26 protein-coding genes are annotated in these 23,086 nt (G+C 64.5%); 13 read left to right on the top strand and 13 right to left on the bottom strand.

What is annotated here, in order from left to right:
- Window positions 1-42: 42 nt before the first annotated feature.
- From CYR75_RS13035 to CYR75_RS13025, 3 genes are read right to left on the bottom strand one after another with little or no spacing between them, the layout of a single operon-like run.
- Window positions 43-1,827 (bottom strand): histidine kinase dimerization/phosphoacceptor domain -containing protein, encoded by a 1,785-nt coding sequence (locus tag CYR75_RS13035; protein ID WP_101500430.1) that lies wholly within the window; start codon window positions 1,825-1,827, stop codon window positions 43-45.
- Window positions 1,828-1,833: 6 nt separating this feature from the next.
- Window positions 1,834-2,424: an RNA polymerase sigma factor gene (locus CYR75_RS13030; RefSeq protein WP_101500429.1), complete on the bottom strand. Its 591-nt coding sequence runs from the start codon at window positions 2,422-2,424 to the stop codon at window positions 1,834-1,836.
- Window positions 2,425-2,426: 2 nt separating this feature from the next.
- A complete protein-coding gene (locus tag CYR75_RS13025; RefSeq protein ID WP_101500428.1) occupies window positions 2,427-2,573 on the bottom strand; it encodes a NepR family anti-sigma factor in 147 nt (48 codons plus the stop codon).
- Window positions 2,574-2,666: 93 nt separating this feature from the next.
- On the opposite strand from CYR75_RS13025, the gene CYR75_RS13020 reads away from it, so the two are divergent.
- Window positions 2,667-3,470, top strand: a complete 804-nt coding sequence (locus CYR75_RS13020; protein WP_404825376.1) for a response regulator — start codon at window positions 2,667-2,669, stop codon at window positions 3,468-3,470.
- A complete protein-coding gene (locus tag CYR75_RS13015; protein ID WP_101500426.1) occupies window positions 3,467-4,579 on the top strand; it encodes a THUMP domain-containing class I SAM-dependent RNA methyltransferase in 1,113 nt (370 codons plus the stop codon). The genes CYR75_RS13020 and CYR75_RS13015 overlap by 4 nt, the downstream gene beginning before the upstream one ends.
- On the opposite strand, the gene CYR75_RS13010 is transcribed toward CYR75_RS13015, so the two are convergent.
- The 4 genes from CYR75_RS13010 to CYR75_RS12995 form a co-directional block, all read right to left on the bottom strand.
- Window positions 4,576-5,439, bottom strand: coding sequence for a YihY/virulence factor BrkB family protein (locus CYR75_RS13010; RefSeq protein ID WP_101500425.1), 864 nt, complete (start codon window positions 5,437-5,439; stop codon window positions 4,576-4,578). The two genes, CYR75_RS13015 and CYR75_RS13010, sit on opposite strands and share 4 nt — an antisense overlap.
- Before the next feature lie 102 nt (window positions 5,440-5,541).
- Window positions 5,542-6,261, bottom strand: a complete 720-nt coding sequence (dnaQ, locus tag CYR75_RS13005) for a DNA polymerase III subunit epsilon (RefSeq protein WP_101500424.1) — start codon at window positions 6,259-6,261, stop codon at window positions 5,542-5,544.
- Window positions 6,254-6,853, bottom strand: coding sequence for a dephospho-CoA kinase (gene coaE / locus CYR75_RS13000; RefSeq protein ID WP_101500423.1), 600 nt, complete (start codon window positions 6,851-6,853; stop codon window positions 6,254-6,256). Before coaE ends, dnaQ begins: the two co-directional genes overlap by 8 nt.
- Window positions 6,850-7,710, bottom strand: coding sequence for a shikimate dehydrogenase (locus CYR75_RS12995; RefSeq protein ID WP_101500422.1), 861 nt, complete (start codon window positions 7,708-7,710; stop codon window positions 6,850-6,852). The genes coaE and CYR75_RS12995 overlap by 4 nt, the downstream gene beginning before the upstream one ends.
- Before the next feature lie 218 nt (window positions 7,711-7,928).
- Here CYR75_RS12995 and CYR75_RS16095 point away from each other — a divergent pair, with 218 nt between their 5' ends.
- The 8 genes from CYR75_RS16095 (at window position 7,929) to CYR75_RS12960 (ending at window position 15,253) form a co-directional block, all read left to right on the top strand.
- Complete coding sequence (locus CYR75_RS16095; RefSeq protein WP_158644656.1) at window positions 7,929-8,066, top strand: hypothetical protein; 138 nt, start codon at window positions 7,929-7,931, stop codon at window positions 8,064-8,066.
- A 9-nt stretch (window positions 8,067-8,075) separates the two neighbouring features.
- Window positions 8,076-8,522, top strand: coding sequence for a CopD family protein (locus CYR75_RS12990; protein ID WP_101500421.1), 447 nt, complete (start codon window positions 8,076-8,078; stop codon window positions 8,520-8,522).
- Window positions 8,523-8,636: 114 nt separating this feature from the next.
- On the top strand, window positions 8,637-9,908 hold the full coding sequence (gene rho / locus CYR75_RS12985; protein ID WP_101501051.1) for a transcription termination factor Rho: 1,272 nt from the start codon (window positions 8,637-8,639) through the stop codon (window positions 9,906-9,908).
- Between the two features lie 6 nt (window positions 9,909-9,914).
- Window positions 9,915-11,174: a tRNA uridine-5-carboxymethylaminomethyl(34) synthesis GTPase MnmE gene (gene mnmE / locus CYR75_RS12980; RefSeq protein ID WP_101500420.1), complete on the top strand. Its 1,260-nt coding sequence runs from the start codon at window positions 9,915-9,917 to the stop codon at window positions 11,172-11,174.
- Between the two features lie 3 nt (window positions 11,175-11,177).
- Complete coding sequence (mnmG, locus tag CYR75_RS12975) at window positions 11,178-13,019, top strand: tRNA uridine-5-carboxymethylaminomethyl(34) synthesis enzyme MnmG (RefSeq protein ID WP_101500419.1); 1,842 nt, start codon at window positions 11,178-11,180, stop codon at window positions 13,017-13,019.
- Complete coding sequence (gene rsmG / locus CYR75_RS12970) at window positions 13,013-13,615, top strand: 16S rRNA (guanine(527)-N(7))-methyltransferase RsmG (protein WP_101500418.1); 603 nt, start codon at window positions 13,013-13,015, stop codon at window positions 13,613-13,615. Before mnmG ends, rsmG begins: the two co-directional genes overlap by 7 nt.
- A 37-nt stretch (window positions 13,616-13,652) precedes the next feature.
- Window positions 13,653-14,387 (top strand): ParA family protein, encoded by a 735-nt coding sequence (locus CYR75_RS12965; RefSeq protein ID WP_404825353.1) that lies wholly within the window; start codon window positions 13,653-13,655, stop codon window positions 14,385-14,387.
- The gene (locus tag CYR75_RS12960) at window positions 14,384-15,253 is read left to right on the top strand and encodes a ParB/RepB/Spo0J family partition protein (protein WP_101500416.1); all 870 of its coding nucleotides are present in this window, start codon (window positions 14,384-14,386) and stop codon (window positions 15,251-15,253) included. Before CYR75_RS12965 ends, CYR75_RS12960 begins: the two co-directional genes overlap by 4 nt.
- Here CYR75_RS12960 and CYR75_RS12955 read toward each other — a convergent pair.
- From CYR75_RS12955 to rph, 4 genes are read right to left on the bottom strand one after another with little or no spacing between them, the layout of a single operon-like run.
- On the bottom strand, window positions 15,250-15,603 hold the full coding sequence (locus tag CYR75_RS12955) for a YbaN family protein (protein WP_101500415.1): 354 nt from the start codon (window positions 15,601-15,603) through the stop codon (window positions 15,250-15,252). The genes CYR75_RS12960 and CYR75_RS12955 overlap by 4 nt on opposite strands.
- The gene (gene hemW / locus CYR75_RS12950) at window positions 15,604-16,755 is read right to left on the bottom strand and encodes a radical SAM family heme chaperone HemW (protein WP_101501050.1); all 1,152 of its coding nucleotides are present in this window, start codon (window positions 16,753-16,755) and stop codon (window positions 15,604-15,606) included.
- 16 nt (window positions 16,756-16,771) lie between these two features.
- Window positions 16,772-17,383: an RdgB/HAM1 family non-canonical purine NTP pyrophosphatase gene (gene rdgB / locus CYR75_RS12945; RefSeq protein WP_101500414.1), complete on the bottom strand. Its 612-nt coding sequence runs from the start codon at window positions 17,381-17,383 to the stop codon at window positions 16,772-16,774.
- Window positions 17,380-18,090 carry a ribonuclease PH gene (gene rph, locus CYR75_RS12940; protein ID WP_101500413.1) on the bottom strand — a complete coding sequence of 237 codons (711 nt, stop codon included), beginning with the start codon at window positions 18,088-18,090 and terminating at the stop codon, window positions 17,380-17,382. Before rph ends, rdgB begins: the two co-directional genes overlap by 4 nt.
- Before the next feature lie 62 nt (window positions 18,091-18,152).
- Here rph and hrcA point away from each other — a divergent pair, with 62 nt between their 5' ends.
- Genes hrcA through CYR75_RS12925 form a run of 3 tightly spaced genes read left to right on the top strand, consistent with a single transcriptional unit; the run spans window position 18,153 to window position 20,403 of the window.
- Window positions 18,153-19,208, top strand: a complete 1,056-nt coding sequence (gene hrcA / locus CYR75_RS12935) for a heat-inducible transcriptional repressor HrcA (RefSeq protein WP_101500412.1) — start codon at window positions 18,153-18,155, stop codon at window positions 19,206-19,208.
- A 5-nt stretch (window positions 19,209-19,213) separates the two neighbouring features.
- Entirely contained in the window at window positions 19,214-19,750 is a 537-nt protein-coding gene (locus tag CYR75_RS12930; protein WP_101501049.1) for a nucleotide exchange factor GrpE, read from the top strand.
- Between the two features lie 29 nt (window positions 19,751-19,779).
- Window positions 19,780-20,403 carry an ATP-dependent Clp protease proteolytic subunit gene (locus CYR75_RS12925; RefSeq protein ID WP_101500411.1) on the top strand — a complete coding sequence of 208 codons (624 nt, stop codon included), beginning with the start codon at window positions 19,780-19,782 and terminating at the stop codon, window positions 20,401-20,403.
- A gap of 62 nt (window positions 20,404-20,465) precedes the next feature.
- Here CYR75_RS12925 and metK read toward each other — a convergent pair whose 3' ends face one another.
- Both metK and ahcY read right to left on the bottom strand, forming a co-directional pair.
- Window positions 20,466-21,653: a methionine adenosyltransferase gene (gene metK, locus CYR75_RS12920; RefSeq protein ID WP_101500410.1), complete on the bottom strand. Its 1,188-nt coding sequence runs from the start codon at window positions 21,651-21,653 to the stop codon at window positions 20,466-20,468.
- Window positions 21,654-21,657: 4 nt separating this feature from the next.
- Complete coding sequence (gene ahcY / locus CYR75_RS12915; protein WP_101500409.1) at window positions 21,658-23,046, bottom strand: adenosylhomocysteinase; 1,389 nt, start codon at window positions 23,044-23,046, stop codon at window positions 21,658-21,660.
- Window positions 23,047-23,086: the final 40 nt, after the last annotated feature.

Raw genomic sequence — 23,086 nt, 5'->3', positions numbered from 1 at the left:
GGTATATGCAGCGGTCGGGGATGGGAACCCCGGCGCGGGCGTTCAGTGCCGCGCGCCGACGCGGGCGGCCGAGGTCAGCACAACGGTGCGTTCCTCGGGCTGGATGGGAACGATGGCCTCGATGCGGAACAGCAGCGTCAGGGTGTATTCACGCTCGCCCTCGATGATGTCGGGAACGCCGTCAAGCTGCATCGCGAAGGCTTCGATCAGCTGGCTGCCAAGGCCGGTGCCGTGGGCGGGTGGGCGTTCGCTGTGCCCGATCGAGTTGGTGACGTTCAGCCGGGCATGGGTCGCATCGACGCGCTCCAGCGTGACCCGCACCCACGCCTCGGTCTCGCCCGAGGGGACGCCGGCGTATTTCAGCGCGTTGGTGAACGCCTCGTTGGTCAGCAGCGTCAGCGGCACGGCCTGATCGGGCTGCAGGATCAGCGGTTCGATGCTGGTATCGACGCGCAGCGGGGCATCCGACGAAATGGACGCCCGAGACATCTGGTTAATGATCTCCGAAATCAGCCGGTCGGCATTGACCGATTCCAGATGCTCGGCCTGATACAGGTTCTTGTAGATCGAGGCGAGCGAGGCCACCCGGTCCTGCACCGAGCGCAGCACCCGCTTGGCATCCTCGTGCACAATCACCCTGCCCTGCATCGAGATGATCGAGGCGATCAGTTGCAGGTTGTTCTTGACCCGGTGATGCACCTCTTTCAGCAGCACGGTCTTTTCGTCGATGGCGGCTTCCAGCGCGGCCTCGTCCCGGTTCAGGATGCGGACCATGTTGTGGAAGGTGCGCGACACATCCGCGATCTCGGTCGGGGCGTCGTCCATGATACGCGGCGGCACGGCGCGGTCGCCGACGGCAAAGCGGCGCATCTGGCTGCGCAGCTCGCGCACATGGCGCAGCACCAGCCGATAGACGGCGTAATAGGCCACCCCCAGCGACACCGCCCACAGCGAGACGGCGAACAGCACCGCGGTCAGCTTGGTCACGCGATAGCCCTGCACCCCGGCCTCGGACGCGCTGAAGCTGCCCAAGGCATAGACGAGCCCCGGCACCACGGTCACGACCGAAAACACCCGCTCGTCGCCGCTGGCGGTGGTGGCGGTGAAGGTCGTCTCGGTCCGCGAGATCAGGCTGCGCAGGGTCTCGTTGCGGGGCAGCGCGCCTTGGATCTCCTCGGCCAGACCGTCATCGGCGGCGAGGATCTCGCCTTGGCTGTTGAAGGTGATCGTGCGCGCCCCCTCGCTGCCGAACAGGGCGCCATGGGTCGATTTCAGCAGGTCATGGGCCAGCGACACCGCGACATAGCCCAGCAATTCGCGGTCGCGATACAGTGGTTGCGCGACCACGACGACGCGCCGCCCGCTGATCGGCCCCCGCTCCATCGGGCTGACCATGGTGGTGGGGTTGGCGATGAACGAGGCAAACAGCGGGCTGTCGGACAGGTCGCGCGCCTCCACGCCCGAATTGCATTCATTGGTGCCGTCAAGCCAGGTGAAGCCCGCATAGACATAGGTCGCGCCACGCTCGACAAAGCTTTTCATCATCTCGGAACAGGCGGCGGGGTTGTCGATGGACCGCAGCACCGCCGGACCCAGCGCATCCGCCGTGCCCAAGGCACCCTGCAGCAGCGCGCGTTCGCCCGCCGCCGCCGCGCCGGTGCGCCCGACAATGGCGATCTGGGCCGAACGCTCGGCCTCGCCCGACAGATACATGGTCTGGATCAGCGACATCAGCCCGATGGGCAGGATCGCCACCGACAGCAGCGCAGCCAGACGAAAGCCAAGTCCCTTGGTGAATTGCAGAGACTCGGCCAGACCTCGCAGCATGACCGCCTAGCGCAGGACAGGAGAGTTGCCGGACATCGCCGCCAACGTGCTGCGGTCGGTCATCTCAAGCTCTTCCCCGTCGGCGAGGTGCAGCAGCTCGGCCAGCCGGCGGCGGCCGCGATTGGCGCGCGACTTGACGGTGCCGACAGCGACACCGGTCATCGAGGCGGCCTCTTCATAGGAAAAGCCCAGCGCACCGACCAGGATCAGGGATTCGCGCTGTTCGTCGGGCAGATGCTGGAAGGCGGCGCGGAAATCATTCATCGCCAGCCGCCCGTCATGTTCGGGACGGGTGGACAGCTTGGCGGCGTGGATGCCGTCGGTGTCGGACACCTCGCGCCGGGTCTTGCGCCGGGCGGAATAGAAGGTGTTGCGCAGGATCGTGAACAGCCATGCGCGCAGGTTGGTACCGGGTTGAAACTTCTCGATATTCGTCCACGCCTTGACGATGGTATCCTGCACCAGGTCGTCGGCCGCCGATCCGTCGCGGGTCAGGGACAGGGCGAACGCACGCAGCGCGGGCAGGTGATTCACCAGCTCGTCACGCGGGGTGTCGCCGGACATGGCATCCTGCGACCTGTTTTGCGGTTTGGTCATGACTACTCCTGCTCGCGAAGTTTCTCGAGCAGGGCCAGGAAACGGTCCGGGATTTCCGCCGATACGTCTTCTTCATACACTCGTCGAAGGTTCTGGTCGATCTGTTTGTCCAACGCCGCCTTCTTGCGTTCGTCCCGCTTGTTCGTCATTTTTTTGTTAATCCCGACAATCTTGTGCGCACCGCATTCAACCGATAGACCATCAGACAGGTTCCATCGAGTGCCATGACAATCGAGGTTTACATGTCTTCTGCCGAGCTTGCCAAGTCCATCGGGCGCGATTTGCCCTTCCTGCGCCGCTACGCCCGGGCACTGACCGGCAGCCAGAGCGCGGGCGACAATTACGCCGCCGCGACCCTGGAAGCCATCCTGACCGACCGCAGCGTGCTGGACGGGCTCGACCCCCGCGTCGGCCTGTTCCGGGCCTTTCACGCCATCTGGACCTCCAGCGGGCAGCCGGTCGCCGATGCCGATGGGGGCGAGCGTGGCCGCCGCGCGCAGGCGCATCTGGCGGGGCTGACGCCGAACTCGCGCGAGGCGCTGCTGCTGAACTCGATCGAGGGGATGCGCTTCGACCAGATCGGCGAGATCATGCAGATCGACCACGCGGAGGCGAGCGAACTGGTCCGCATCGCCATGGACGAGATGGCGAAATCCGTCACCGGCCGCGTCATGGTGATCGAGGACGAGACCATCATCGCGATGGACCTGAAGGGCATCGTGCAGGCCCTGGGCCATGAGGTCACCGGCATTGCGCGCACCCATGATCAGGCCATCGAACTGGCCGGGCGCAGCCGTCCCGACCTGATCCTGGCCGATATCCAGCTGGCCGACGGCTCGTCGGGCGTCGATGCGGTCAACGAATTGCTGGGCACGCTGGGCGACATTCCGGTGATCTTCATCACCGCCTTCCCGGAACGTCTGCTGACCGGCGACCGGCCCGAGCCGGCCTTCCTGATCTCGAAACCCTATACCGAGGATCAGGTCAGCTCGGCGGTGTCGCAGGCGATGTTCTTTGCCTCGACCGAAGGTCTGGAAGCGAGCTGAGCGATCTCGGCATCTTTCTGGTCGCCACGCCGGGTCTGGAACAGCCGCTGGCCGACGAGGCGCGCGAGGCAGGCTTTGCCGCGCCGCTGATCGTCCCCGGCGGGGTCGAGACAACGGGCGACTGGCTCGAGGTCTGGCGCGCCAATTTGGTGCTGCGCTGCGCCAGCCGGGTGCTGGTGCGCGTCGCCAGCTTTCGCGCGCTGCATCTGGCGCAACTGGACAAGCGGGCGCGCAAGCTGGACTGGGCAGGTCTGCTGCGCCCCGACCTGCCGGTGAGGGTCGAGGCCACCTGCCGCAAATCGCGCATCTATCACGCCGGCGCCGCCGCCCAACGGATCGAGGGCGCGATTGCCGCCACCGTCGGCGCGCCCATCGTTCAGGAAGCCGCCGCGGCCGCCGTCACGGTCAAGCTGCGGATCGAGGATGATCTGGCCGTCATCAGCCTCGATTCCTCGGGCGAGAGCCTGCACAAGCGCGGCCACAAGGAAGCCGTCGCCAAGGCCCCCATGCGCGAGACGATGGCGGCGGGATTCCTGCGGCAATGCGGGTTCGACGGGACAATGCCGGTTTTTGATCCGATGTGCGGCTCGGGGACCTTCGTGATCGAGGCGGCGGAAATGGCGCGCGGGCTGTTTCCGGGGCGGTCACGGCGCTTTGCGTTTCAGGATTTCGCCAGCTTTGATGCGGCGGCGTGGGACGCGATGCGAGGTGCTGCGACGCTGCGCGAGGTTTCGATCCGCTTCAGCGGTGGGGACCGCGACGCGGGCGCGATCCGGATGAGCCGGGCGAATGCGGACCGGGCCGGGGTGGGCAATCTGTGCCATTTCGAGCAGGGTGCCATCGCCGACGCGATGCCGCCTGACGGGCCGCCGGGGCTGGTGATCGTCAACCCGCCTTATGGCGCACGGATCGGCAACAAGGGGCCGTTGTTCGGGCTTTACGCCAATCTGGGCGAGGTGCTGCGGACGCGCTTTACCGGGTGGCGGGTCGGGATCGTGACTGCCGATCCCGCTCTGGCGCGGGCGACGGGGCTGTCATTCACCGATACCGGGCCGGTCGTCGCGCATGGCGGGCTGAAGGTGCGGCTGTATCAGGCGGGGCCGCTCTAGCCCGATTGCGCCTCGGCTGGGGCCTGCTCTTTCGCGGCCTCGGCGGCTTTTTGCGAGGCCGCACGCGCGGCGCGGGCCGCTGCCAGTCTGCGCGACCGGTTCAGTTCGACATTGAACAGCGCCCCCAGCATCACCGAAAACGCCGCCAGATAGAACCACATCAGCAGCGCCACCACCGCGCCGATAGATCCATAGATGCGGTTATAGCTGTTGAAACTGCCCAGATAGGCCGAAAACGCCAGTGACGCCGCGCCCCAGACCAGCGCCGCGATCAGCGAGCCCCAGGTGAAGATCGGCGTGCGGGGCGAACGGACATTCGGGCCATAGCGATAGAGAATACCGATCCCGATCAGCACGATCAGGAACATCGCGGCCCAGGGCAGCCCGGCCAGCAGCCACGCCCGCAGCGGCCCGGTCGTCAGCAGCGTCAGCAGCAGCGGCACCACGACGATGGTCGCCAGCCCCAGCAGCACCACGCCCACGATCGCCAGCGTCAGCACATAGGCCAGCATGAAGCCGGTCAGCGTCGAATGCGACCGCACCCCGTAAGCCGCATTCAGCCCTCGCACCAAGGCATCCACGCCCGCCCGCGCGGCGATGGTGGCGATCGCGAAGGACAGGATCGACGCCCAGCCGAGCGGAGTCGGCTCGCTTGAGGTCAGCGCCTCGATCTGGGTCTGCAGGATGTCCATCGCCTCGTCGGGAACGAATTCGTCGGCGACGTGCAGGTAATTGTCGATCACATGGGGGTCATACCACAGCCCCCACAGCGCGATGATCGCAGCCAGACCCGGAAACACGGCAAACATCGCATAGAACGCCACGCCCGCGGCGATCAGGCCCATATGGATCTTGTCCATACGCTCGCCGATGGCGCGGATGAATTGCCAGATATCCAGAAGTCGTTCGATGGCGGCATCCTTGTTGGGCTGGGTGCAGCATCGGCAGTTAAGCGGGCAAGATCAACCTTTGGTCGTGACGCGAAACCGCAGCCAGACGGCTTTTTCGCCCATGGATGCGATGAAGGCGGCGTGCGCCTCAACCTCGTGCGGGTGCAGCCGGGGCGGCAGGGGGCGCGGACGCTGCCGGGTGGCGCGGCTCGGTGTGGGGCTGGCGGTGCCGGGGGTCGGCTGGCGCTGCTGGGCGGGGGCAAGGATCAGGTCGGGCTGACGGCCCCCGATCAGTTCCAGATAGACGTCGGCCAGGATCTCGCTGTCGAGCAGCGCGCCGTGCAGGGTCCGGGCCGAGTTGTCGATCCCGAAGCGCCGACACAGCGCGTCGAGCGAGTTCTGCGCGCCGGGAAATTTCTGCCGGGCCAGCGCCAGCGTGTCGAGCGCCCGCGCCCAGGGCAGAACGGGGCGGCGGATGCGACCCAGCTCGGCATTGAGGAATTTCATGTCGAAACCGGCGTTATGGATGACCAGCTTGGCGTCCGTGCCGATAAAGTCGAGAAACTCGTCGGCGACATGCTCGAACAGCGGCTTGTCGGACAGAAATTCCGTCGTCAGCCCGTGGATCGCCACCGCGTCGGCGGGCACCTCGCGCTGCGGGTTGATGTATTTGTGGAAATTGCGGCCGGTGGGCAGGTGGTTCAGCAGCTCGACCGCGCCGATCTCGACCAGACGGTCGCCGGTGTCGGGGTCGAAGCCGGTGGTTTCGGTGTCGAGAACGATCTCACGCATCGGATTGTCCCAGGATGTCGTCGCAGATGGCGCGGATGGCGGCGCGGGCGCCGTCCAGCGTGTCGGTGGGAATGACCCAGTCGGCGCGCTTTCGCTTTTCGACGTCCGGCATCTGCCGCGACAGGATCAGATCGAGGGTCTCAGCCGTTATGCCGGGTCGCGCCATGACTCGCGCTTTCTGCGTGGCAGCATCGGTGGAGACAACGGCAACGCCGTCCAGCATGGCCTCGGCCCCGGTCTCGAACAGCAGCGGGATGTCGAGGACGACCAGCGGTGCGCCAGCCTCTGCGGCCTGTGCGATGAAGTGCTGGCGGTCGGCAGCGACGAGCGGGTGGACGATGGATTCGAGGCGATTTAGGGCGGTTGCGTCTTTCGCGATCGATTGCTTGAGCAAGTGTCGGTTGACGGCACCCTGAGTTATCGCGTCGGGAAATGCCTCTCCGACAGGTTCGGTCGCGGCGCCGCCTAGGGCATAGAGGCGGTGGACCGCCGCATCTGCGTCCCAGACCGGGTGGCCCAGTTCCGCGAACATGGCGGCGGCGGTCGATTTGCCCATGCCGATCGACCCGGTCAGGCCCAGCCGATAGGTCACAGCACGGCCTGCCGCAGTGCAGCATCAACCTCGGGCCGGCGGCCGAACCAGCGTTCGAAGCCCGGCGCGGCTTGATGCAGCAGCATCCCGAGCCCGTCGACGATATGGCAACCACGCGCCTGCGCCTCGGTCAGGAAATCGGTCATCAGGGGTGTATAGACGAGGTCCGTCGCCACGGCCCCCGGCGACAGGGCGTCCAGCGGCACGCGCAGCGGGGGCTTGCCGACCATCCCCATCGAGGTCGCGTTGACAACCGTGGTCGCGCCTTCCAGCATGTTGCCGGCCTGCGCCCAATCATAGACGACCAGCTTGGCGCCGAATTCAGCCTTGATCTGATCGGCACGCAGGCGGGTGCGGTTGGTGATCCGCAGTTCCGGCACGCCGCGTTCCAGCAGCGAGGCGACGACCGCCCGCGCCGCGCCACCGGCGCCGATCACCGCCGCCGCGCCGCGTTCCGGCTGCCAGTCAGGCGTGTTCTGGACCAGATTGGCGATGAAGCCGTATCCATCGGTATTGTCGGCGTGAATCTTGCCATCGTCGCGGAAGATCAGCGTATTGGCCGCGCCGATCAGCGATGCGCGGTCGGTGACCACATCAGCCAGTTGCAGCACCGCTTCCTTGTGCGGGATGGTCACGTTGAGGCCGACAAAACCCAGCTTCGGCAGGGTCTGAAGCACCTCTAGCAGGTCCTCGGGGCGGACCGGCATCGGGATGTAATGGCCGGGCAGATCGTAGCGGCTGAGCCAGTGCCCATGCAGGCGCGGCGAGCGGGACTGCGAGATCGGCCAGCCGATCACCCCCGCAAGCGGGGTCTGGCTGGGCAGGCTTTCGGTCGAGGTATCCTGCACGTCGGTCATCTGTTCTGGATAGCCGGTGTCCGGCTGGGTTGGAAGCGGCAATGAGATCGGTGGGTCGGGACAATGCTGTGGAGAAATGGCGGGAGGAAATGGTGCATCGAAACCGCGGTGGAAAAGCGCCGTGAACCGACCGGGAACGGGCGCAGATTATCCCCATGTTCACGCCTGCGGGTGCGTTATGCCCAGTCTGGGGACAAGATCGGGCGAATCGGGGTCAGGTGGCTGATTTCGCTTTCGGTTTTGACGGAAAGACCGTGTGCAAAGCTGTGGATGAAATGGCGGGAATGGCTGATATTCCGTTGCCCACAGGACCTACTAACATCATCTTCTATCTTCTCTATTTCTTTTATGATTAAGAGTGTCGCATGTTCGATTTTCTCGCCTCGATCTATCCTTGGGTGAAATCCCTGCATGTGATGGCGGTCCTGTCCTGGATGGCCGGGCTGTTCTATCTGCCACGGCTGTATGTCTATCACGCCGAACGTGGTGAGGGGGCGGGCGAACCGGCGCAGTCTTTCGCGATCATGGAAGACAAGTTGCTGCGGCTGATCATGAACCCGGCGATGATCGTCGCCTGGATCTGCGGTCTGGCGCTGGTGCTGACGCCGGGGATCGTTGACTGGACGATGATCTGGCCCTGGATCAAGGCGGCGGGTGTGCTGGGGATGACCTGGTTTCACATGTGGCTTGCAGGGCAGCGGCGCGCGCTGGCCGAGGGACGGGGGCTGCCGGGGCGGCGCTATCGGCTGATGAATGAGGTGCCGACCTTGCTGATGGTCGGGATCGTGCTTGCGGTGATCGTGAAGTTCTGAGGGCGGATTGACTCGGCGGTGCGGCTGCGCTAACCCGACCGGCAACGATCCCGCCGTCCGGCGTGGGTTTTCTCATGACAATGGAATATGCCCGGCGGGCATTGCGGTGATCCGATGAGCGAAGAGCGTTTGAACCTTGCCGATCTGAAGGCGAAAAGCCCGAAAGATCTGTTGGCGATGGCCGAAGAGTGGGAGATCGAGAACGCCTCGACCATGCGCAAGGGCGAGATGATGTTCTCGATCCTGAAAGAGCATGCCGAGGATGGTTATGCGATCGGCGGGGACGGGGTGCTCGAAGTCGTTCAGGACGGGTTCGGTTTCCTGCGCTCGCCCGAGGCGAACTATCTGCCCGGTCCGGACGACATTTATGTCAGCCCGGACATGATCCGGCAGCACAGCATGCGGACCGGCGATACGGTCTCGGGCGTGATCCGCGGGCCGGGCGACAATGAGCGTTATTTTGCGCTGACCACGGTCGAATCGATCAATTTCGAGGACCCGATCAAGGCGCGCCACAAGGTCGCTTTCGATAACCTGACGCCGCTTTATCCCAATCAGCGGCTGAAGATGGAGATCGAGGACCCGACCTTGAAGGACCGTTCGGCCCGGATCATCGATCTTGTGGCGCCGATCGGGAAGGGCCAACGCTCGCTGATCGTGGCGCCGCCGCGGACGGGTAAGACGGTGCTTTTGCAGAATATTGCCCATTCCATCGAGCGCAATCATCCGGAATGCTATCTGATCGTGCTGCTGATCGACGAGCGGCCCGAGGAAGTGACCGATATGCAGCGCTCGGTGAAGGGTGAGGTGGTGTCCTCGACCTTTGACGAACCGGCCTCGCGGCACGTTGCGGTGTCCGAGATGGTGATCGAGAAGGCCAAGCGGCTGGTGGAGCACAAGCGTGACGTGGTGATCCTGCTGGATTCGATCACGCGGCTGGGGCGGGCGTTCAACACCGTCGTGCCGAGTTCGGGCAAGGTGCTGACGGGCGGCGTCGATGCGAACGCCTTGCAGCGGCCGAAGCGGTTCTTTGGTGCGGCGCGGAACATCGAAGAGGGTGGCTCGCTGACGATCATCGCCACGGCGCTGATCGATACCGGCTCGCGCATGGACGAGGTGATCTTCGAGGAATTCAAGGGCACCGGCAACAGCGAGATCGTGCTGGACCGCAAGGTGGCCGACAAGCGGGTCTTCCCGGCGATGGATATCTTGAAGTCGGGGACGCGCAAGGAAGAACTGCTGGTCGATTCGCGCGATCTGCAGAAGACCTATCTGCTGCGCCGGATCCTGAACCCGATGGGGACGACGGATGCGATCGAGTTTCTGATCTCGAAGCTGAAGCAGACCAAGAACAACTCGGAATTCTTCGACTCGATGAATGCGTGATGTGTTGTGACTACGATCTTTGCAGAAGCGACCCCGCCGGGACGTGGCGGGGTCTCCATCGTCCGGGTGAGCGGGCCTGACGCGCGGCGGGTGACGGAGCGTCTTGCGGGCAGGCTGGAGGCGGCGCGGTTCTGCTATTACCGTGCGATCCGGGACGGCGATGATCTGATCGACCGGGGCCTGGTGATCCGCTTTGACGCAGAAGCGAGCTTTACCGGCGAAGAAAGCACTGAATTCCATCTACATGGGGCGCCGGTCGTGGTGCGCCGGCTTGAGCGCGCATTGTCAGAGGCGGGATGCCGGCGGGCCGAGGCGGGGGAGTTCACGCTGCGGGCGTTCTCCCGCGGCAAGATGGATCTGGCGGAGGTCGAGGGGCTGTCGGATCTGTTGTCGGCCGAGACCGAGGCGCAGCGGAAGCTGGCAGCCTCCACCAGCAGCGGAAAGCTGGGCGAGGAGGTCGAGATGTGGCGCCAGGCGCTGCTGCGGGCGGGGGCGATGCTGACGGCCGCGATTGATTTCGCGGATGAAGAAATTCCGGACGATGTGGCCGATGGGGTGTGGCGGGAGCTGCAGTCGGTGCGGACGCGGCTGCTCGCGGAGCTGGAGGGGTTCCCGGTGCGGGAGCGGTTGCGGGAGGGGTTTGAGGTCGCGCTCGTTGGGGCGCCGAATGCCGGCAAGTCGTCGCTGATGAATGCGATTGCGCGGAAGGATGTGGCGATTGTGACCCCCGTCGCGGGGACAACGCGGGATGTGGTTGAGTTCCGGGCGGATATATTTGGGCTGCCGGTGACCTTCCTGGATACGGCGGGACTGCGGGAAACCGAGGATCTGGTCGAGGGTCTGGGGATCGAGCGGGCGCGGGCGCGGGCCGAGGCGGCGGATATGCGACTGTTTGTCGGTGACGTGACGGAGGCCGCGCGCGGGCTGGAGCGCGCGGGGGATCTGTTTGTGGAGACGAAGGGTGATCTGACGGGAGATCCAGAGGCGGTTTCGAGCGTGACCGGGCGGGGCGTGGATGAGTTGTTGAAGCGGATCTTCGAAGGGCTGAACGACCGTTTGCTCGGGACGGGATTGAGCAGCCATCTACGGCAGGCCGAGGCGATCCGAATGGCGGCGGAGGCTCTGGACATTGAGATAAGTGCGCCGCCGGAGATTGTGGCGGAGGCGGTCCAGGAGGCGAACCGCCATCTGCTCAGGCTGGTTGGCAAACTGGATGTCGAGGACTATCTTGACGTTGTCTTTCGGGAATTCTGCGTCGGCAAATAGGGTTTGTTCCACGTGAAACATTACGATGTCATTGTTGTCGGCGCTGGACATGCGGGTGTCGAGGCTGCGGCAGTTGCGGCTCGCATGGGGCGGCAGGTGGCGTTGGTCACCTTGGATCGTGGCGACATCGGCAAGTTGTCGTGTAATCCGGCTGTCGGCGGCTTGGGCAAGGGTCACCTCGTGCGCGAGGTTGACGCGCTGGACGGTCTGATCGGGCGTTTCGCCGATGCGGCTGCGATCCAATATCGGTTGCTGAACCGCAGCAAGGGTCCGGCTGTGCAGGGGCCGCGGGCGCAGGTTGATCGGCAGGTTTACGCAGCTGTTGCCCAACAGACGCTGAGTGCGTTGCCGGGGTTGGACATCATCTATGGTGAGGTCCGCGATCTGAACATTGAAGCGGAGACGGTAAACGGCGTCGTCGTTGGCGATCACACTATCTCCTGCAACCGGGTCGTTCTGACGACGGGCACATTCTTGAATGGTCGCATCCACATCGGCGAGCAGTCTCACGCGGCGGGACGTTGGGCGAGCGGCAGTTCATCCGCATTAGCTGCCGTCTTCCGTGATTTGGGCGTGCGTCTGGGACGCTTGAAGACTGGGACACCGGCTCGGCTCGACGGCCGATCCATCGACTGGGCCGTTCTGGAGATGCAGCCGGCGGACGTTGAACCCACCTACCTCTCCTTCCTCACCGAAGGCACCGCGCTGCGCCAGCTGGATTGCGGCATTACGCACACCAACGAGCACGCGCATCAGATCATCGCGGATAACCTTGAAAAGTCGGCCATGTATAGCGGTCGGATTGAGGGAAAGGGTCCGCGTTACTGTCCTTCGATAGAAGACAAAGTGGCCCGGTTTCCGGACAAGGCCTCGCACCAGGTGTTTTTGGAGCCAGAGGGACTGACGACCGATCTGGTGTATCCGAATGGGCTGTCCACGTCCTTGCCCATTCAGATTCAGGAAAGGTTTTTGCGGGCGCTTCCAGGCTTGGAACAGGTTGTGATCGCTCAGCCGGGTTATGCGGTCGAGTATGACTATATCGATCCGCGGGAGCTTCACCCTACACTCGAATTGAGGTCGGTTCGCGGCCTCTATCTCGCCGGTCAGATCAACGGGACGACGGGCTATGAGGAGGCCGCCGCACAGGGCATTGTCGCAGGCATGAATGCTGCCAGTGAGGAAGAGATTCGCTTCTCGCGTGCTGACTCCTATATCGGCGTCATGATCGATGACCTGGTGACGCGCGGGGTGACAGAACCCTACCGCATGTTCACATCTCGTGCCGAATATCGTCTTTCCTTGCGCGCCGACAACGCCGATCAAAGACTTACGCCAAAGGGCGTCACAGTGGGCAGCGTCGGTCCTCGCCGCGCGAAGGCGTTCGACGTAAAGATGAAAATGCTGAACGACGCTGAGCAGACATATCGGTCAGCCCTGATCGGTCCCAAGCAGCTCAAGCAGGCTGGCTTGTCGACGGGTGCAGACGGCAAACGCAGGTCGGCTTACGATCTTCTGTCCATAGCTGGGGTGGACATCGACCAGCTTCAACAGGTCGACCCCGCCTTGACTGTTCCTGACGCGGCTATCTCGCGGCAGCTTAAGATCGACGCGACCTATTCGCAATATGTCGAGCGGCAAGCCCGGCAGGCCGAATCCCTGAAGCGTGACGAAGCAACTGCTCTCGACGCCCTCAGCTATGATGACGTCACCGGTTTGTCCAACGAACTTTTGTCAAAGCTGAAGCAGTATCGGCCCAGCACAATCGCAGCCGCGTCACGCATCGAAGGTATGACCCCTGCTGCGCTTCTGCTCCTGTTGGCGAAGGCTCGGGCCAAGGCATGCTAGAAGCTAGTGTTTCACGTGAAACGGGGGATCTGCTTCGCCAATATGAAGATCTCCTGATCAAGTGGAATCCGTCAATCAACCTTATTGCGCCGTCCACCCTGACAGACCTCGGCAAACGCCATATCATTGATTCAGCCCAGATCCTCTCTCTCACAAAAGAACCCCAAGGCAACTGGATCGACCTCGGTAGCGGCGGTGGACTTCCCGGGGTCGTCATCGCGATCATCGCACGGGAACTCCCCCTCCAGATCACATTCGTCGAAAGCGACAAACGCAAGGCGGCGTTCCTCTCCACCTGCCGACGGGAACTCGATCTTCCGAAGCTCAAGATCCTGAACCAGCGAATCGAACAGCTGCCCGAATCTTCATACGACTTCGCCAGCGCCCGGGCGCTGGCCCCTCTCGCCGATCTTTTGCCGATGCTCGACACGCAGCTTGCCCCCCATGGCCGTGCCTTGCTACATAAGGGCAGGAACTGGCGCGACGAAGTCGCTGAAGCGCACCGCCACTGGGATTTTGACCTCGCCACCCATGACAGCACCACCGATCCGGACGCAGCAATTCTGGAAATCAGTGAGATCCAACGCCGTGAATAGTCAGCGCGTAGTCGCCATTGCAAACCAGAAAGGCGGCGTGGGCAAGACCACCACAGCCGTAAATCTTGGCGCCAGCCTCGCAGCCAGCGGGCTGCGGACGCTGATAATCGACCTCGACCCGCAAGGCAACGCCTCGACCGGCGTCGGCTGCCATCCGGGCAACCGAAACCACAGTTCCTACGATCTCATGTCGGGCCGGTTCAGCCTGAGCGAATCCGCCGCACCGACCGGCATCGAAAACCTGTCGCTCGTGTCATCGACGCCCGACCTCAGCTCGGCCGATATCGACTTTTCCAGCCGCAAGGATCGCATCAACCTGCTCAGCAACGCGCTGCGGCAGGGCGACAGCTATGACTACGTCCTTATCGACTGCCCGCCCGCGCTCGGCCTGCTCACCGTTAACGCCCTCGTGGCAGCCAATTCCGTGCTGGTCCCGCTCCAGGCCGAGTTCTACGCGCTCGAGGGCCTCTCGCAGCTTCTCATGACTGTCCGCAAGGTGCGCCAGAACGCCAACCCGACCCTGCGCGTCGAAGGCGTCGTGATGACCATGTATGACGGCCGCAACAACCTGTCTCAGCAGGTCGAGGCCGATGCGAGGGCGACACTGGGCGAACTCGTCTACCGCTCGGTCATCCCCCGCAACGTGCGCATTTCCGAGGCGCCGTCCCACGGCCTGCCGGTGACGATCTACGACCCCTCATCCACCGGAAGCCGGGCCTACCAAGCCATGACCGCCGAGTTCCTGTCGCGCCAAAAGGAGATGTGCGCATGACCAGCACAAAGCGAAGCAGCCTCGGGCGCGGCCTGTCGGCCCTGATGGCGGATCTTCAGCCCGTCGATGCACCGGCAGGCTCCCCTGGCGCCACGCTGGTGCCCATCGAGCAGGTCACCCCCAACCCCGATCAGCCGCGCCGCATCTTCGATCCTGCAGCGCTGAACGAACTGGCCGAATCCATCCGCAGCCGCGGTATCATTCAGCCGCTGATCGTCCGCCGCCACCCCGACGACGGAAGCCTCTACCAGATCGTCGCCGGGGAACGCCGCTGGCGAGCGTCGCAGATCGCGCAGCTTCACGAGCTTCCGGTCATCATCCGCGAGTTTTCGGATGCCGAGATGCTCGAGGTCGCGATCATCGAGAACATCCAGCGCGCCGACCTGAACTCGATTGACGAAGCGGCATCTTATCGGCAGCTGATGACGCGGTTCGGTCACACCCAGGAAAAGCTCGCCGAGGCGCTTGGAAAAAGCCGCAGCCACATCGCCAATCTTCTTCGTCTGCTGACCCTGCCCGATCAGGTTCAGGACTGGGTTCGGGAAGAGAAACTGACCGCCGGTCATGCTCGGGCTCTGGTCACTGCGGAAAACCCCACCCAGATCGCCCGCCGCATCATCGACAAGGACCTCTCGGTCCGCGAGGTCGAGGCACTGATGCGGGAAAAGACGCAGAAGCCAGGAAAAGCCGCACCCAAGGCGGAAAAGGATGCCGACACGCGTGCGCTGGAAGGGGATCTGTCCGCCACGCTGAAGATGCGCGTCCAGATCAAGCATGTCGGGACCGAGGGCGGTCAGATGACGATCACCTATCGCGATCTCGACCAGCTGGACCGGCTCTGCCAGATCCTCGCCGGAACCGCCTAGCTTTCGGGCCGGGTGGCAATGAACACGGCCACCGACGCCAGAACCAGCGCCTGCACCGCAAGGATCGGCGGGCACACACCCAGCAACGCCGCGAGCAGAACACTGCCCAGCATCGCCGATAGCGCGAGAATCTTGGCCGGACGCCGGATCGCCCCCCGCTCCTGCCAGCGCTTGATGTCCGGCCCAAAGACTGGATCGTTCAGCAGCTTCTGGTGCAGCCGCTCTGACGAACGACCAAAGGCCCATAGCGCGATCAGCAGAAACGGCACCGTCGGCAGGATCGGCAGGAAGGCGCCCAGAACGGCAATGCCAACCGCCAGCCAACCAATGCTCAGATAAATCAGGCGCATCTAGCCGGCCATCTGCCGCAGGACATAATTCAGCAGCGGCCGACCCGCCGCCGTCGCAACGGCACGATCAGCGCTGATGGACAACAGCCCATCGTCAACCACTTGCGCCACCCGCGCATCGTCCAGCCGCCCGCCCTTGGCCCGATACCGCGCCAGATCCATCCCCTCGGTCAGGCGCATCGACATCAGCAGATACTCCGTCGCCTCGTCATCCGCTGTCTGCAGGTCGCAAACCACATCCCCAGCGCCCTGCTGCTCGACCCGCTTCAGCCACGCCCCCGGCGCCTGCTCGGCAACCGTGGCATAGCGCCCGTCAGACAGCGTCAAGCGCCCATGCGCCCCCGGACCCACGCCCGCCCAGTCGCCCTGCCGCCAGTAAGTCAGGTTATGCCGCGATTCCGACCCAGCCGCCGCGTGGTTCGAGACCTCATAGGCCGGCATGCCGAACCCGGACAGAACCTCCTGCGTCTCGAAATACATATCCGCCGCCAGATCATCCTCCGGCAGCCCGCGCAATTGCCCTGCCGCATGGCGGGCGCCAAAGACCGTCCCCTGCTCGATCGTCAGCTGATAAAGCGACAGGTGGTCCACCGCCATCGCCACAGCCTCGCGCAACTCCGCGCGCCACGCCGCGGCGTCCTGATCCTGCCGCGCATAGATCAGATCGAAGCTGACGCGATCGAACGCCGCCTTCGCCAGATCGAACGCCGCCCGCGCCTCCGAAACGCTATGCATCCGCCCCAGGCGCCGTAGATCCGCGTCACTCAGTGCCTGAACCCCCAGCGACAGCCGCGTCACCCCTGCATCCGCATAGCCACGAAACCGCGCCGCATCCGCACTACCCGGATTTGCCTCCAGCGAAATCTCGATATCATTTGCAAAGGGCCAGACAGCCCGCGCCGCCTCGATCACGGCCGACACCGTCTCGGGCTGCATCAGCGAGGGCGTCCCGCCGCCAAAGAAGATGCTGTTCAGCACCCGCCCCGGCGTCGCCGCACCAATCCGCGCGATCTCGGACCTAAAGGCCCGCGCCCATCGCTGCTGGTCGATCTGCCCCGCGACATGGCTATTGAAATCACAATAGGGACATTTCGAGGTGCAGAACGGCCAGTGGACATAGAGCGCAAAGCCCCCATGCCGCCAATCCTCCACCAAAACCGATCTCGGCTCAGGCAAAGCATGCCTGCAACATCTTCTGCACCGCAATGGCGCGATGGCTCAGCGCATTCTTTTCGTCAGGGGTCAACTCGCCCAAGGTCCGGTCCTTGCCGTCCGGCATGAAGATCGGATCATAACCATGCCCCTCGGCCCCGCGCGGTGGCCAGACGACCTGCCCCGGCAGGACCCCCTCGAAGACCTCCTCGTGCCCGTCGGGCCAGGCCAGCACCAGCGTGCAGCGGAACTGCGCGTGACGGGGGTGCGGCGCGTCCCGCTCTTCCAGCGCGTCCCAAGTCCGCTGCATCGCTATGCCGAAATCGCGCCCCGAGCCCGTCTCGGCCCAGTCGGCGGTATAGACGCCCGGGGCACCGTCCAGCGCATCGACGCTGATCCCGCTGTCATCGGCCAGCGCCGGCAGCCCGGTCGCGGCCACCGCCGCCCGGGCCTTGATACGGGCGTTGCCGACAAAGTTGTCCTCGGTCTCGACCGGCTCGGACAGGTTCATCTCGGCCGCGCCCACGACCTCGACGCCGTAGGGTGCCAGCAGCGCCCGCATCTCGTCCAGCTTGCCGGCGTTATGGGTCGCAACCAGCAGCCGCTGGCCTTCAAAGCGTCGCATCACAGGGCCGCCTTCTGCGCCGCCACCAACTCGCCCACGCCCGCATCCGCCAGATCCAGCAGCGCCCCCATCTCGTCGCGCGAGAATGTCGCACCCTCAGCCGACATCTGCACCTCGATCAGCCGCCCAGTCCCGGTCATGACAAAGTTACCATCCGTCCCCGCCTCGCTATCCTCGGCGTAATCCAGATCGACGACCGGTTGCCCTGCGTAAATGCCGCAGGACACCGCGGCGACGTGATCCAGCATCGGGTCGCTGCTGACCATCCCGGCCTCGACCAGCCGGTTCATCGCCAGCCGCAGGGCGACCCAACCGCCGGTGATCGAGGCGCAGCGCGTGCCGCCATCGGCCTGGATCACGTCGCAATCGACCACGATCTGCCGTTCCCCCAGCGCCCGCAGGTCGACGCCCGCCCGCAGCGACCTTCCGATAAGGCGCTGAATCTCAACCGTTCTTCCGCCCTGCTTGCCCGTCGCCGCCTCGCGGCGGTTGCGCGTGTTGGTCGCGCGTGGCAGCATGCCGTATTCAGCCGTTACCCAGCCCTTGCCGGTCCCGCGCAGAAAGGGCGGGGCTTTTTCCTCGATCGACGCGCTGCACAGCACCTGCGTGTCGCCGACCCGGATCAGGCAGGAACCCTCGGCATGCCGCATGACCCCGGTCTCGATTGTAATTGCCCGCATTTCGCTTAAGTTCCGGCCAGAGGGACGCATCGGATTTCCTTTCCTCATTCGGCGTTCAGATACAGGCCAGCACCGGAGGGACGCAAGCCCGCATGACCAACCGCCACCTGCTCGACGAACTCAACGACCGCTCGCGCGAGGTGTTCCGCCGCGTGGTCGAAGCCTATCTGGCCACGGGTGAGCCGGTGGGCTCGCGCACGTTGACCCGCGGCATGGCCGAAAAGATCAGCGCGGCCACCATCCGCAACGTCATGCAGGATCTCGAGTTCATGGGCCTGCTGGAATCCCCGCATGTCTCGGCCGGCCGCCAGCCCACCCAAAGCGGCCTGCGCCTGTTCGTCGACGGGTTGATGGAGGTCGATCCCGTCGCCCATTCCGACCGCGAAATGATCGAGCAGACCTTGGGCGCCGGTGCGCCCGACGTCGGCTCGCTGCTCGATCGCGTAGGCGGCGCGCTGTCCAGCATGACCCATGGCGCCAGCCTGGTCCTGACCCCGAAGCACGAGGCGCCGATCCGCCATATCGAGTTCGTCAGCCTCGCCCATGACCGCGCCCTGGTGGTGCTGGTCTTCTCCGACGGTCAGGTCGAGAACCGCATCTTCACCCCGCCGCCCGGCCAGACGCCCTCCTCGATGCGCGAGGCGGGCAACTTTCTCAACGCGCTGGCCGAGGGGCGGACCCTGACTGAGCTGCGCCAGCACATCACCCGCGAGATCGCCCGCCGGCGGCAGGAAATCGACAGCCTCGCCGCCGAACTGATCGAGCAGGGCTTCGCCGCCTGGGACGGCGACGATTCCGACGCCCGGCTGATCGTGCGCGGTCAGGCCAATCTGCTGGATGCCGATGCCGCCGATCTGGACCGGGTCCGGCACCTGTTCGACGATCTGGAACGCAAGCGCGACATCGCGCAGTTTCTCGACCTGACCGAAGGCGGCGACGGGGTCCGCATCTTCATCGGCTCCGAGAACAAGCTTTTTTCACTTTCGGGTTCCTCTCTGGTAGTTTCTCCCTATATGAACTCCGACCGAAAGATCATTGGCGCCGTGGGCGTGATCGGACCGACGCGGCTGAACTATGGACGTATCGTGCCGATTGTGGATTACACGGCGCAACTGGTCGGACGTATCCTGTCCGGCCCGAAAGGATGAGGATGATGAGCGAGCAAAACACCGACGACCTGCCCCTCGACGAGGATTTCACCGATCCGCTGGCCGATCCCGGCGACGAGATCGAGCGCCTGACCGCCGAGCGTGACGAGTTCCGCGACCGCCTGATGCGCGCGCTGGCCGATTCCGAAAACGCCCGCAAGCGCGCCGAAAAGGATCGCCGCGACGCCGAGCAATACGGCGGCTCGCGCCTCGCCCGCGACCTTTTGCCCATCTACGACCATCTTCACCGCGCCATCGAGGCCGTCCCCGAGGAACAGCGCGCCGATCACGCCGCTTTGCTGGAAGGGGTCGAACTGACCCTGCGCGAGCTTGGCAACGTCTTCGGCAAGCACGGCATCACTGTGCTGCGCCCGGACAACGGCACCCGCTTCGACCCACAATTCCACGAGGCCATGTTCGAGGCCCCGATGCCCGGCACCACGGCGGGCGAGATCATCCAGCTGATGGAGCCCGGCTTCATGATCCACGACCGGCTTTTGCGTCCCGCGAAGGTCGGCGTCAGCTCGTTCAAACCGGCCTGAGCCGGTCCGTTTTCAAGCAAGAGGTTAACATGCCGAAATTCGTTCTGGACGACGAAGACGAGGATGAGCGCGAGCAGCGACCGGCCGAGCCCGGTCTGGGGCTGCCCGACAGCGGCAATATCGGCAAGCTGTATTTCAAATCGCGCAACGTCATCGTCGCCGGCGAGATCAACGACAAGCTGGCGCAGCGAACCGTGGCCCATCTGCTGGCGCTGGCCGAGGAAAGCGACGCGCCGATCAACCTGCTGATCTCGTCGCCCGGCGGTCACGTCGAATCCGGCGACATGATCCACGACATGATCCAGTTCATCCGCCCCACCGTGCGCTGCATCGGCTCGGGCTGGGTCGCCTCGGCCGGGGCGCTGATCTTTGTCGGCGCCTCGCGGAAAAACCGCTATTGCCTGCCCAACACCCGCTTTCTGCTGCACCAGCCCTCGGGCGGGATCCGCGGCACCTCCAGCGACATGATGATCCAGGCGGAACAGGTCCGGCTGATGCGCGAGCGTCTGAACCAGATCTTTGCCGACGCCACCGGCCAGACCATCGAGCGGATCGAGAAGGACACCCATCGCGATTTCTGGCTGAACACCCAGGAAGCGCTGGACTACGGCCTGCTGGGTCAGGTCATCACCTCGGTTGGCGAGCTGAAATAGACCCGCAGCGGCAAGGGGCGGCGCCTTTCAGCGCCGCCCCTGTTCCATCAAGCCCGCGAACCTCAGATCGCGGCTTTCAGCTTCTCGGCCATATCGGTTTCCTCCCAAGTATAGCCCCGGCAGGTCCGACCGCCATAGCTGATCGGCCCCGGCTCTTTGCCGAAATGCCCATAGCTGGCCGTGGGGCGATAGATCGGATGCAGCAGGTCCAGCTCGCGGATGATCGCGAAGGGCCGCAGGTCGAACACCTCGCGCACCGCCCGGACGATTTTTGCCACCGGCACGGTTTCCGTCCCGAAGCAGTTGAGCGAGATCGAGGTCGGTTCCGCCACCCCGATGGCATAGCTGATCTGGATCTCGCAGCGCTTCGCCAGCCCCGCCGCGACGATGTTCTTGGCCACCCAGCGGCCCGCATAGGCGGCCGAGCGGTCGACCTTGGATGGGTCCTTGCCGGAAAACGCGCCGCCGCCATGCCGCGCCATGCCGCCATAGCTGTCGACGATGATCTTGCGCCCGGTCAGCCCGCAATCGCCGACCGGCCCGCCGATGACGAATTTGCCGGTCGGGTTGATGAAATACTTCGTGCCTTCCGACAGCCAATGCGCGGGCAGCACCGGCTTGATGATTTCTTCGATCACCGCCTCGCGCAGATCGTCCATGCCGATTTCGGGGTTGTGCTGCGTCGACAGCACCACCGCGTCGACCGCGACCGGGCGGCCGTCATCGTCATAGCGGAAGGTCACCTGCGATTTCGCGTCAGGGCGCAGCCAGGGCAGCGTGCCGTCGCGGCGGACGCGCGACTGCCGCTCGACCAGGCGGTGGGCATAGGTGATCGGCGCCGGCATCAGCACATCGGTTTCGTCCGAGGCATAGCCGAACATCAGCCCCTGATCGCCGGCCCCCTGCTCTTCGATGGTCGAGCGGTCGACACCCTGATTGATCTCGGGCGACTGCTTGCCGATGATGTTGATGACCGAACAGGTCGCGCCGTCGAAGCCGACCTCGGACGAGTTGTAGCCGATATCGGTGATCACGCCGCGGACGATGGATTCCAGATCCACCCAGGCCGTCGTCGTGATCTCGCCCGAGATGATGGCGACGCCGGTCTTGACCATGGTCTCGCAGGCCACCCGGGCGCGCGGGTCTTCGGCGATGATCGCGTCCAGCACCGCGTCCGAGATCTGGTCGGCGATCTTGTCGGGATGTCCCTCGGACACGGATTCCGAGGTGAAGATGTTGTATTCGCTCATGCTCTCAATACCGATAATGGTCCGATTTGAACGGGCCTTCCTGAGGGACGCCGATGTAGTCGGCCTGTTCCGAGGACAGTTTCGTCAGCTTCGCGCCGACCTTGTCCAGATGCAGCATCGCGACCTTTTCATCCAGATGCTTGGGCAGGATATAGACGCCGGGTTTGTATTCATCGCCCTTGGTCCACAACTCGATCTGGGCCAGCACCTGATTGGTGAAGCTGGCCGACATTACGAAGCTGGGATGGCCGGTGGCGTTGCCCAGGTTCAGCAGTCGGCCCTGCGACAGCAGGATGATGCGATTGCCCGAGGGCATCTCGATCATGTCGACCTGATCCTTGATGTTGGTCCATTTGTGGTTCTTGAGGCTGGCGACCTGAATCTCGTTGTCGAAATGGCCGATATTGCCGACGATGGCCATGTCCTTCATCCGGCGCATATGCTCCAGCCGGATGACGTCCTTGTTGCCCGTGGTGGTCACGAAGATGTCGGCGCTGTCGGCCACGTCTTCCAGCGTCACCACCTCGAACCCGTCCATCGCCGCCTGCAGCGCGCAGATCGGATCGACCTCGGTCACCTTGACGCGCGCCCCGGCCCCGGCCAGCGAGGCCGCGCTGCCCTTGCCGACATCGCCATAGCCGCAGACGACGGCGACCTTGCCCGCCATCATCACGTCGGTGGCCCGGCGGATGCCGTCGACCAGGCTTTCCTTGCAGCCGTATTTGTTGTCGAATTTCGACTTGGTGACGCTGTCGTTGACGTTGATCGCCGGGAAGGGCAGCAGCCCCTTCTTATGCAGGTCATACAGCCGGTGAACGCCGGTGGTGGTCTCCTCGGACACCCCCTGCAGCATGTCGCGCTGACGGGTGAACCAGCCGGGGCTGGCGGCCAGCCGGGTGCGGATCTGGGCGAACAGGGCCTCTTCCTCTTCGCTGGTGGGGGCGGCGATCAGGTCGTCCTCGCCCGCTTCGACGCGGGCGCCCATCAGGATATACATGGTCGCGTCGCCGCCATCGTCGAGGATCAGGTTCGCGCCCTCTTCGAACTGAAAGATCTGGTCGGTATAGGACCAGTATTCGGTCAGCGTCTCGCCCTTGACCGCAAAGACCGGCACGCCCGAGGCCGCGATCGCCGCCGCCGCGTGGTCCTGCGTCGAATAGATGTTGCACGACGCCCAGCGGACCTCGGCGCCGAGCGCGGTCAGCGTCTCGATCAGCACGGCGGTCTGGATCGTCATGTGCAGGCTGCCGGCGATGCGGGCGCCCTGCAGCGGCTTGGCCTCGCCATATTCCGCCCGCAGCGCCATCAGGCCCGGCATCTCGGTCTCGGCGATGTCCAGCTCTTTGCGGCCGAAATCGGCGAGCGCGATGTCTTTGATGATATAATCGGTCATTTCAGGCCCCTTGATGATGTTGCGCCATACCACCGCACGG

This window comes from Paracoccus jeotgali, assembly GCF_002865605.1.
In the GTDB taxonomy this organism is placed as follows: Bacteria; Pseudomonadota; Alphaproteobacteria; order Rhodobacterales; family Rhodobacteraceae; genus Paracoccus; species Paracoccus jeotgali.
Note: the sequence above shows the minus strand (reverse complement) of the source record. Positions and strands in the feature narration are given on the sequence as shown.

Bases quoted from the DNA above. Each gene is read 5' to 3' on its own strand.
- CYR75_RS13035 (WP_101500430.1), bottom strand. From the start codon at position 1,827: ATGCTGCGAGGTCTGGCCGAGTCTCTGCAATTCACCAAGGGACTTGGC.
- CYR75_RS13030 (WP_101500429.1), bottom strand. From the start codon at position 2,424: ATGACCAAACCGCAAAACAGGTCGCAGGATGCCATGTCCGGCGACACC.
- CYR75_RS13025 (WP_101500428.1), bottom strand. From the start codon at position 2,573: ATGACGAACAAGCGGGACGAACGCAAGAAGGCGGCGTTGGACAAACAG.
- CYR75_RS13020 (WP_404825376.1), top strand. From the start codon at position 2,667: ATGTCTTCTGCCGAGCTTGCCAAGTCCATCGGGCGCGATTTGCCCTTC.
- CYR75_RS13010 (WP_101500425.1), bottom strand. From the start codon at position 5,439: ATGGACAAGATCCATATGGGCCTGATCGCCGCGGGCGTGGCGTTCTAT.
- dnaQ (WP_101500424.1), bottom strand. From the start codon at position 6,261: ATGCGTGAGATCGTTCTCGACACCGAAACCACCGGCTTCGACCCCGAC.
- CYR75_RS12995 (WP_101500422.1), bottom strand. From the start codon at position 7,710: ATGACCGACGTGCAGGATACCTCGACCGAAAGCCTGCCCAGCCAGACC.
- CYR75_RS12990 (WP_101500421.1), top strand. From the start codon at position 8,076: ATGTTCGATTTTCTCGCCTCGATCTATCCTTGGGTGAAATCCCTGCAT.
- rho (WP_101501051.1), top strand. From the start codon at position 8,637: ATGAGCGAAGAGCGTTTGAACCTTGCCGATCTGAAGGCGAAAAGCCCG.
- rsmG (WP_101500418.1), top strand. From the start codon at position 13,013: ATGCTAGAAGCTAGTGTTTCACGTGAAACGGGGGATCTGCTTCGCCAA.
- CYR75_RS12960 (WP_101500416.1), top strand. From the start codon at position 14,384: ATGACCAGCACAAAGCGAAGCAGCCTCGGGCGCGGCCTGTCGGCCCTG.
- CYR75_RS12955 (WP_101500415.1), bottom strand. From the start codon at position 15,603: ATGCGCCTGATTTATCTGAGCATTGGTTGGCTGGCGGTTGGCATTGCC.
- rph (WP_101500413.1), bottom strand. From the start codon at position 18,090: ATGCGTCCCTCTGGCCGGAACTTAAGCGAAATGCGGGCAATTACAATC.
- hrcA (WP_101500412.1), top strand. From the start codon at position 18,153: ATGACCAACCGCCACCTGCTCGACGAACTCAACGACCGCTCGCGCGAG.
- CYR75_RS12930 (WP_101501049.1), top strand. From the start codon at position 19,214: ATGAGCGAGCAAAACACCGACGACCTGCCCCTCGACGAGGATTTCACC.
- CYR75_RS12925 (WP_101500411.1), top strand. From the start codon at position 19,780: ATGCCGAAATTCGTTCTGGACGACGAAGACGAGGATGAGCGCGAGCAG.
- metK (WP_101500410.1), bottom strand. From the start codon at position 21,653: ATGAGCGAATACAACATCTTCACCTCGGAATCCGTGTCCGAGGGACAT.
- ahcY (WP_101500409.1), bottom strand. From the start codon at position 23,046: ATGACCGATTATATCATCAAAGACATCGCGCTCGCCGATTTCGGCCGC.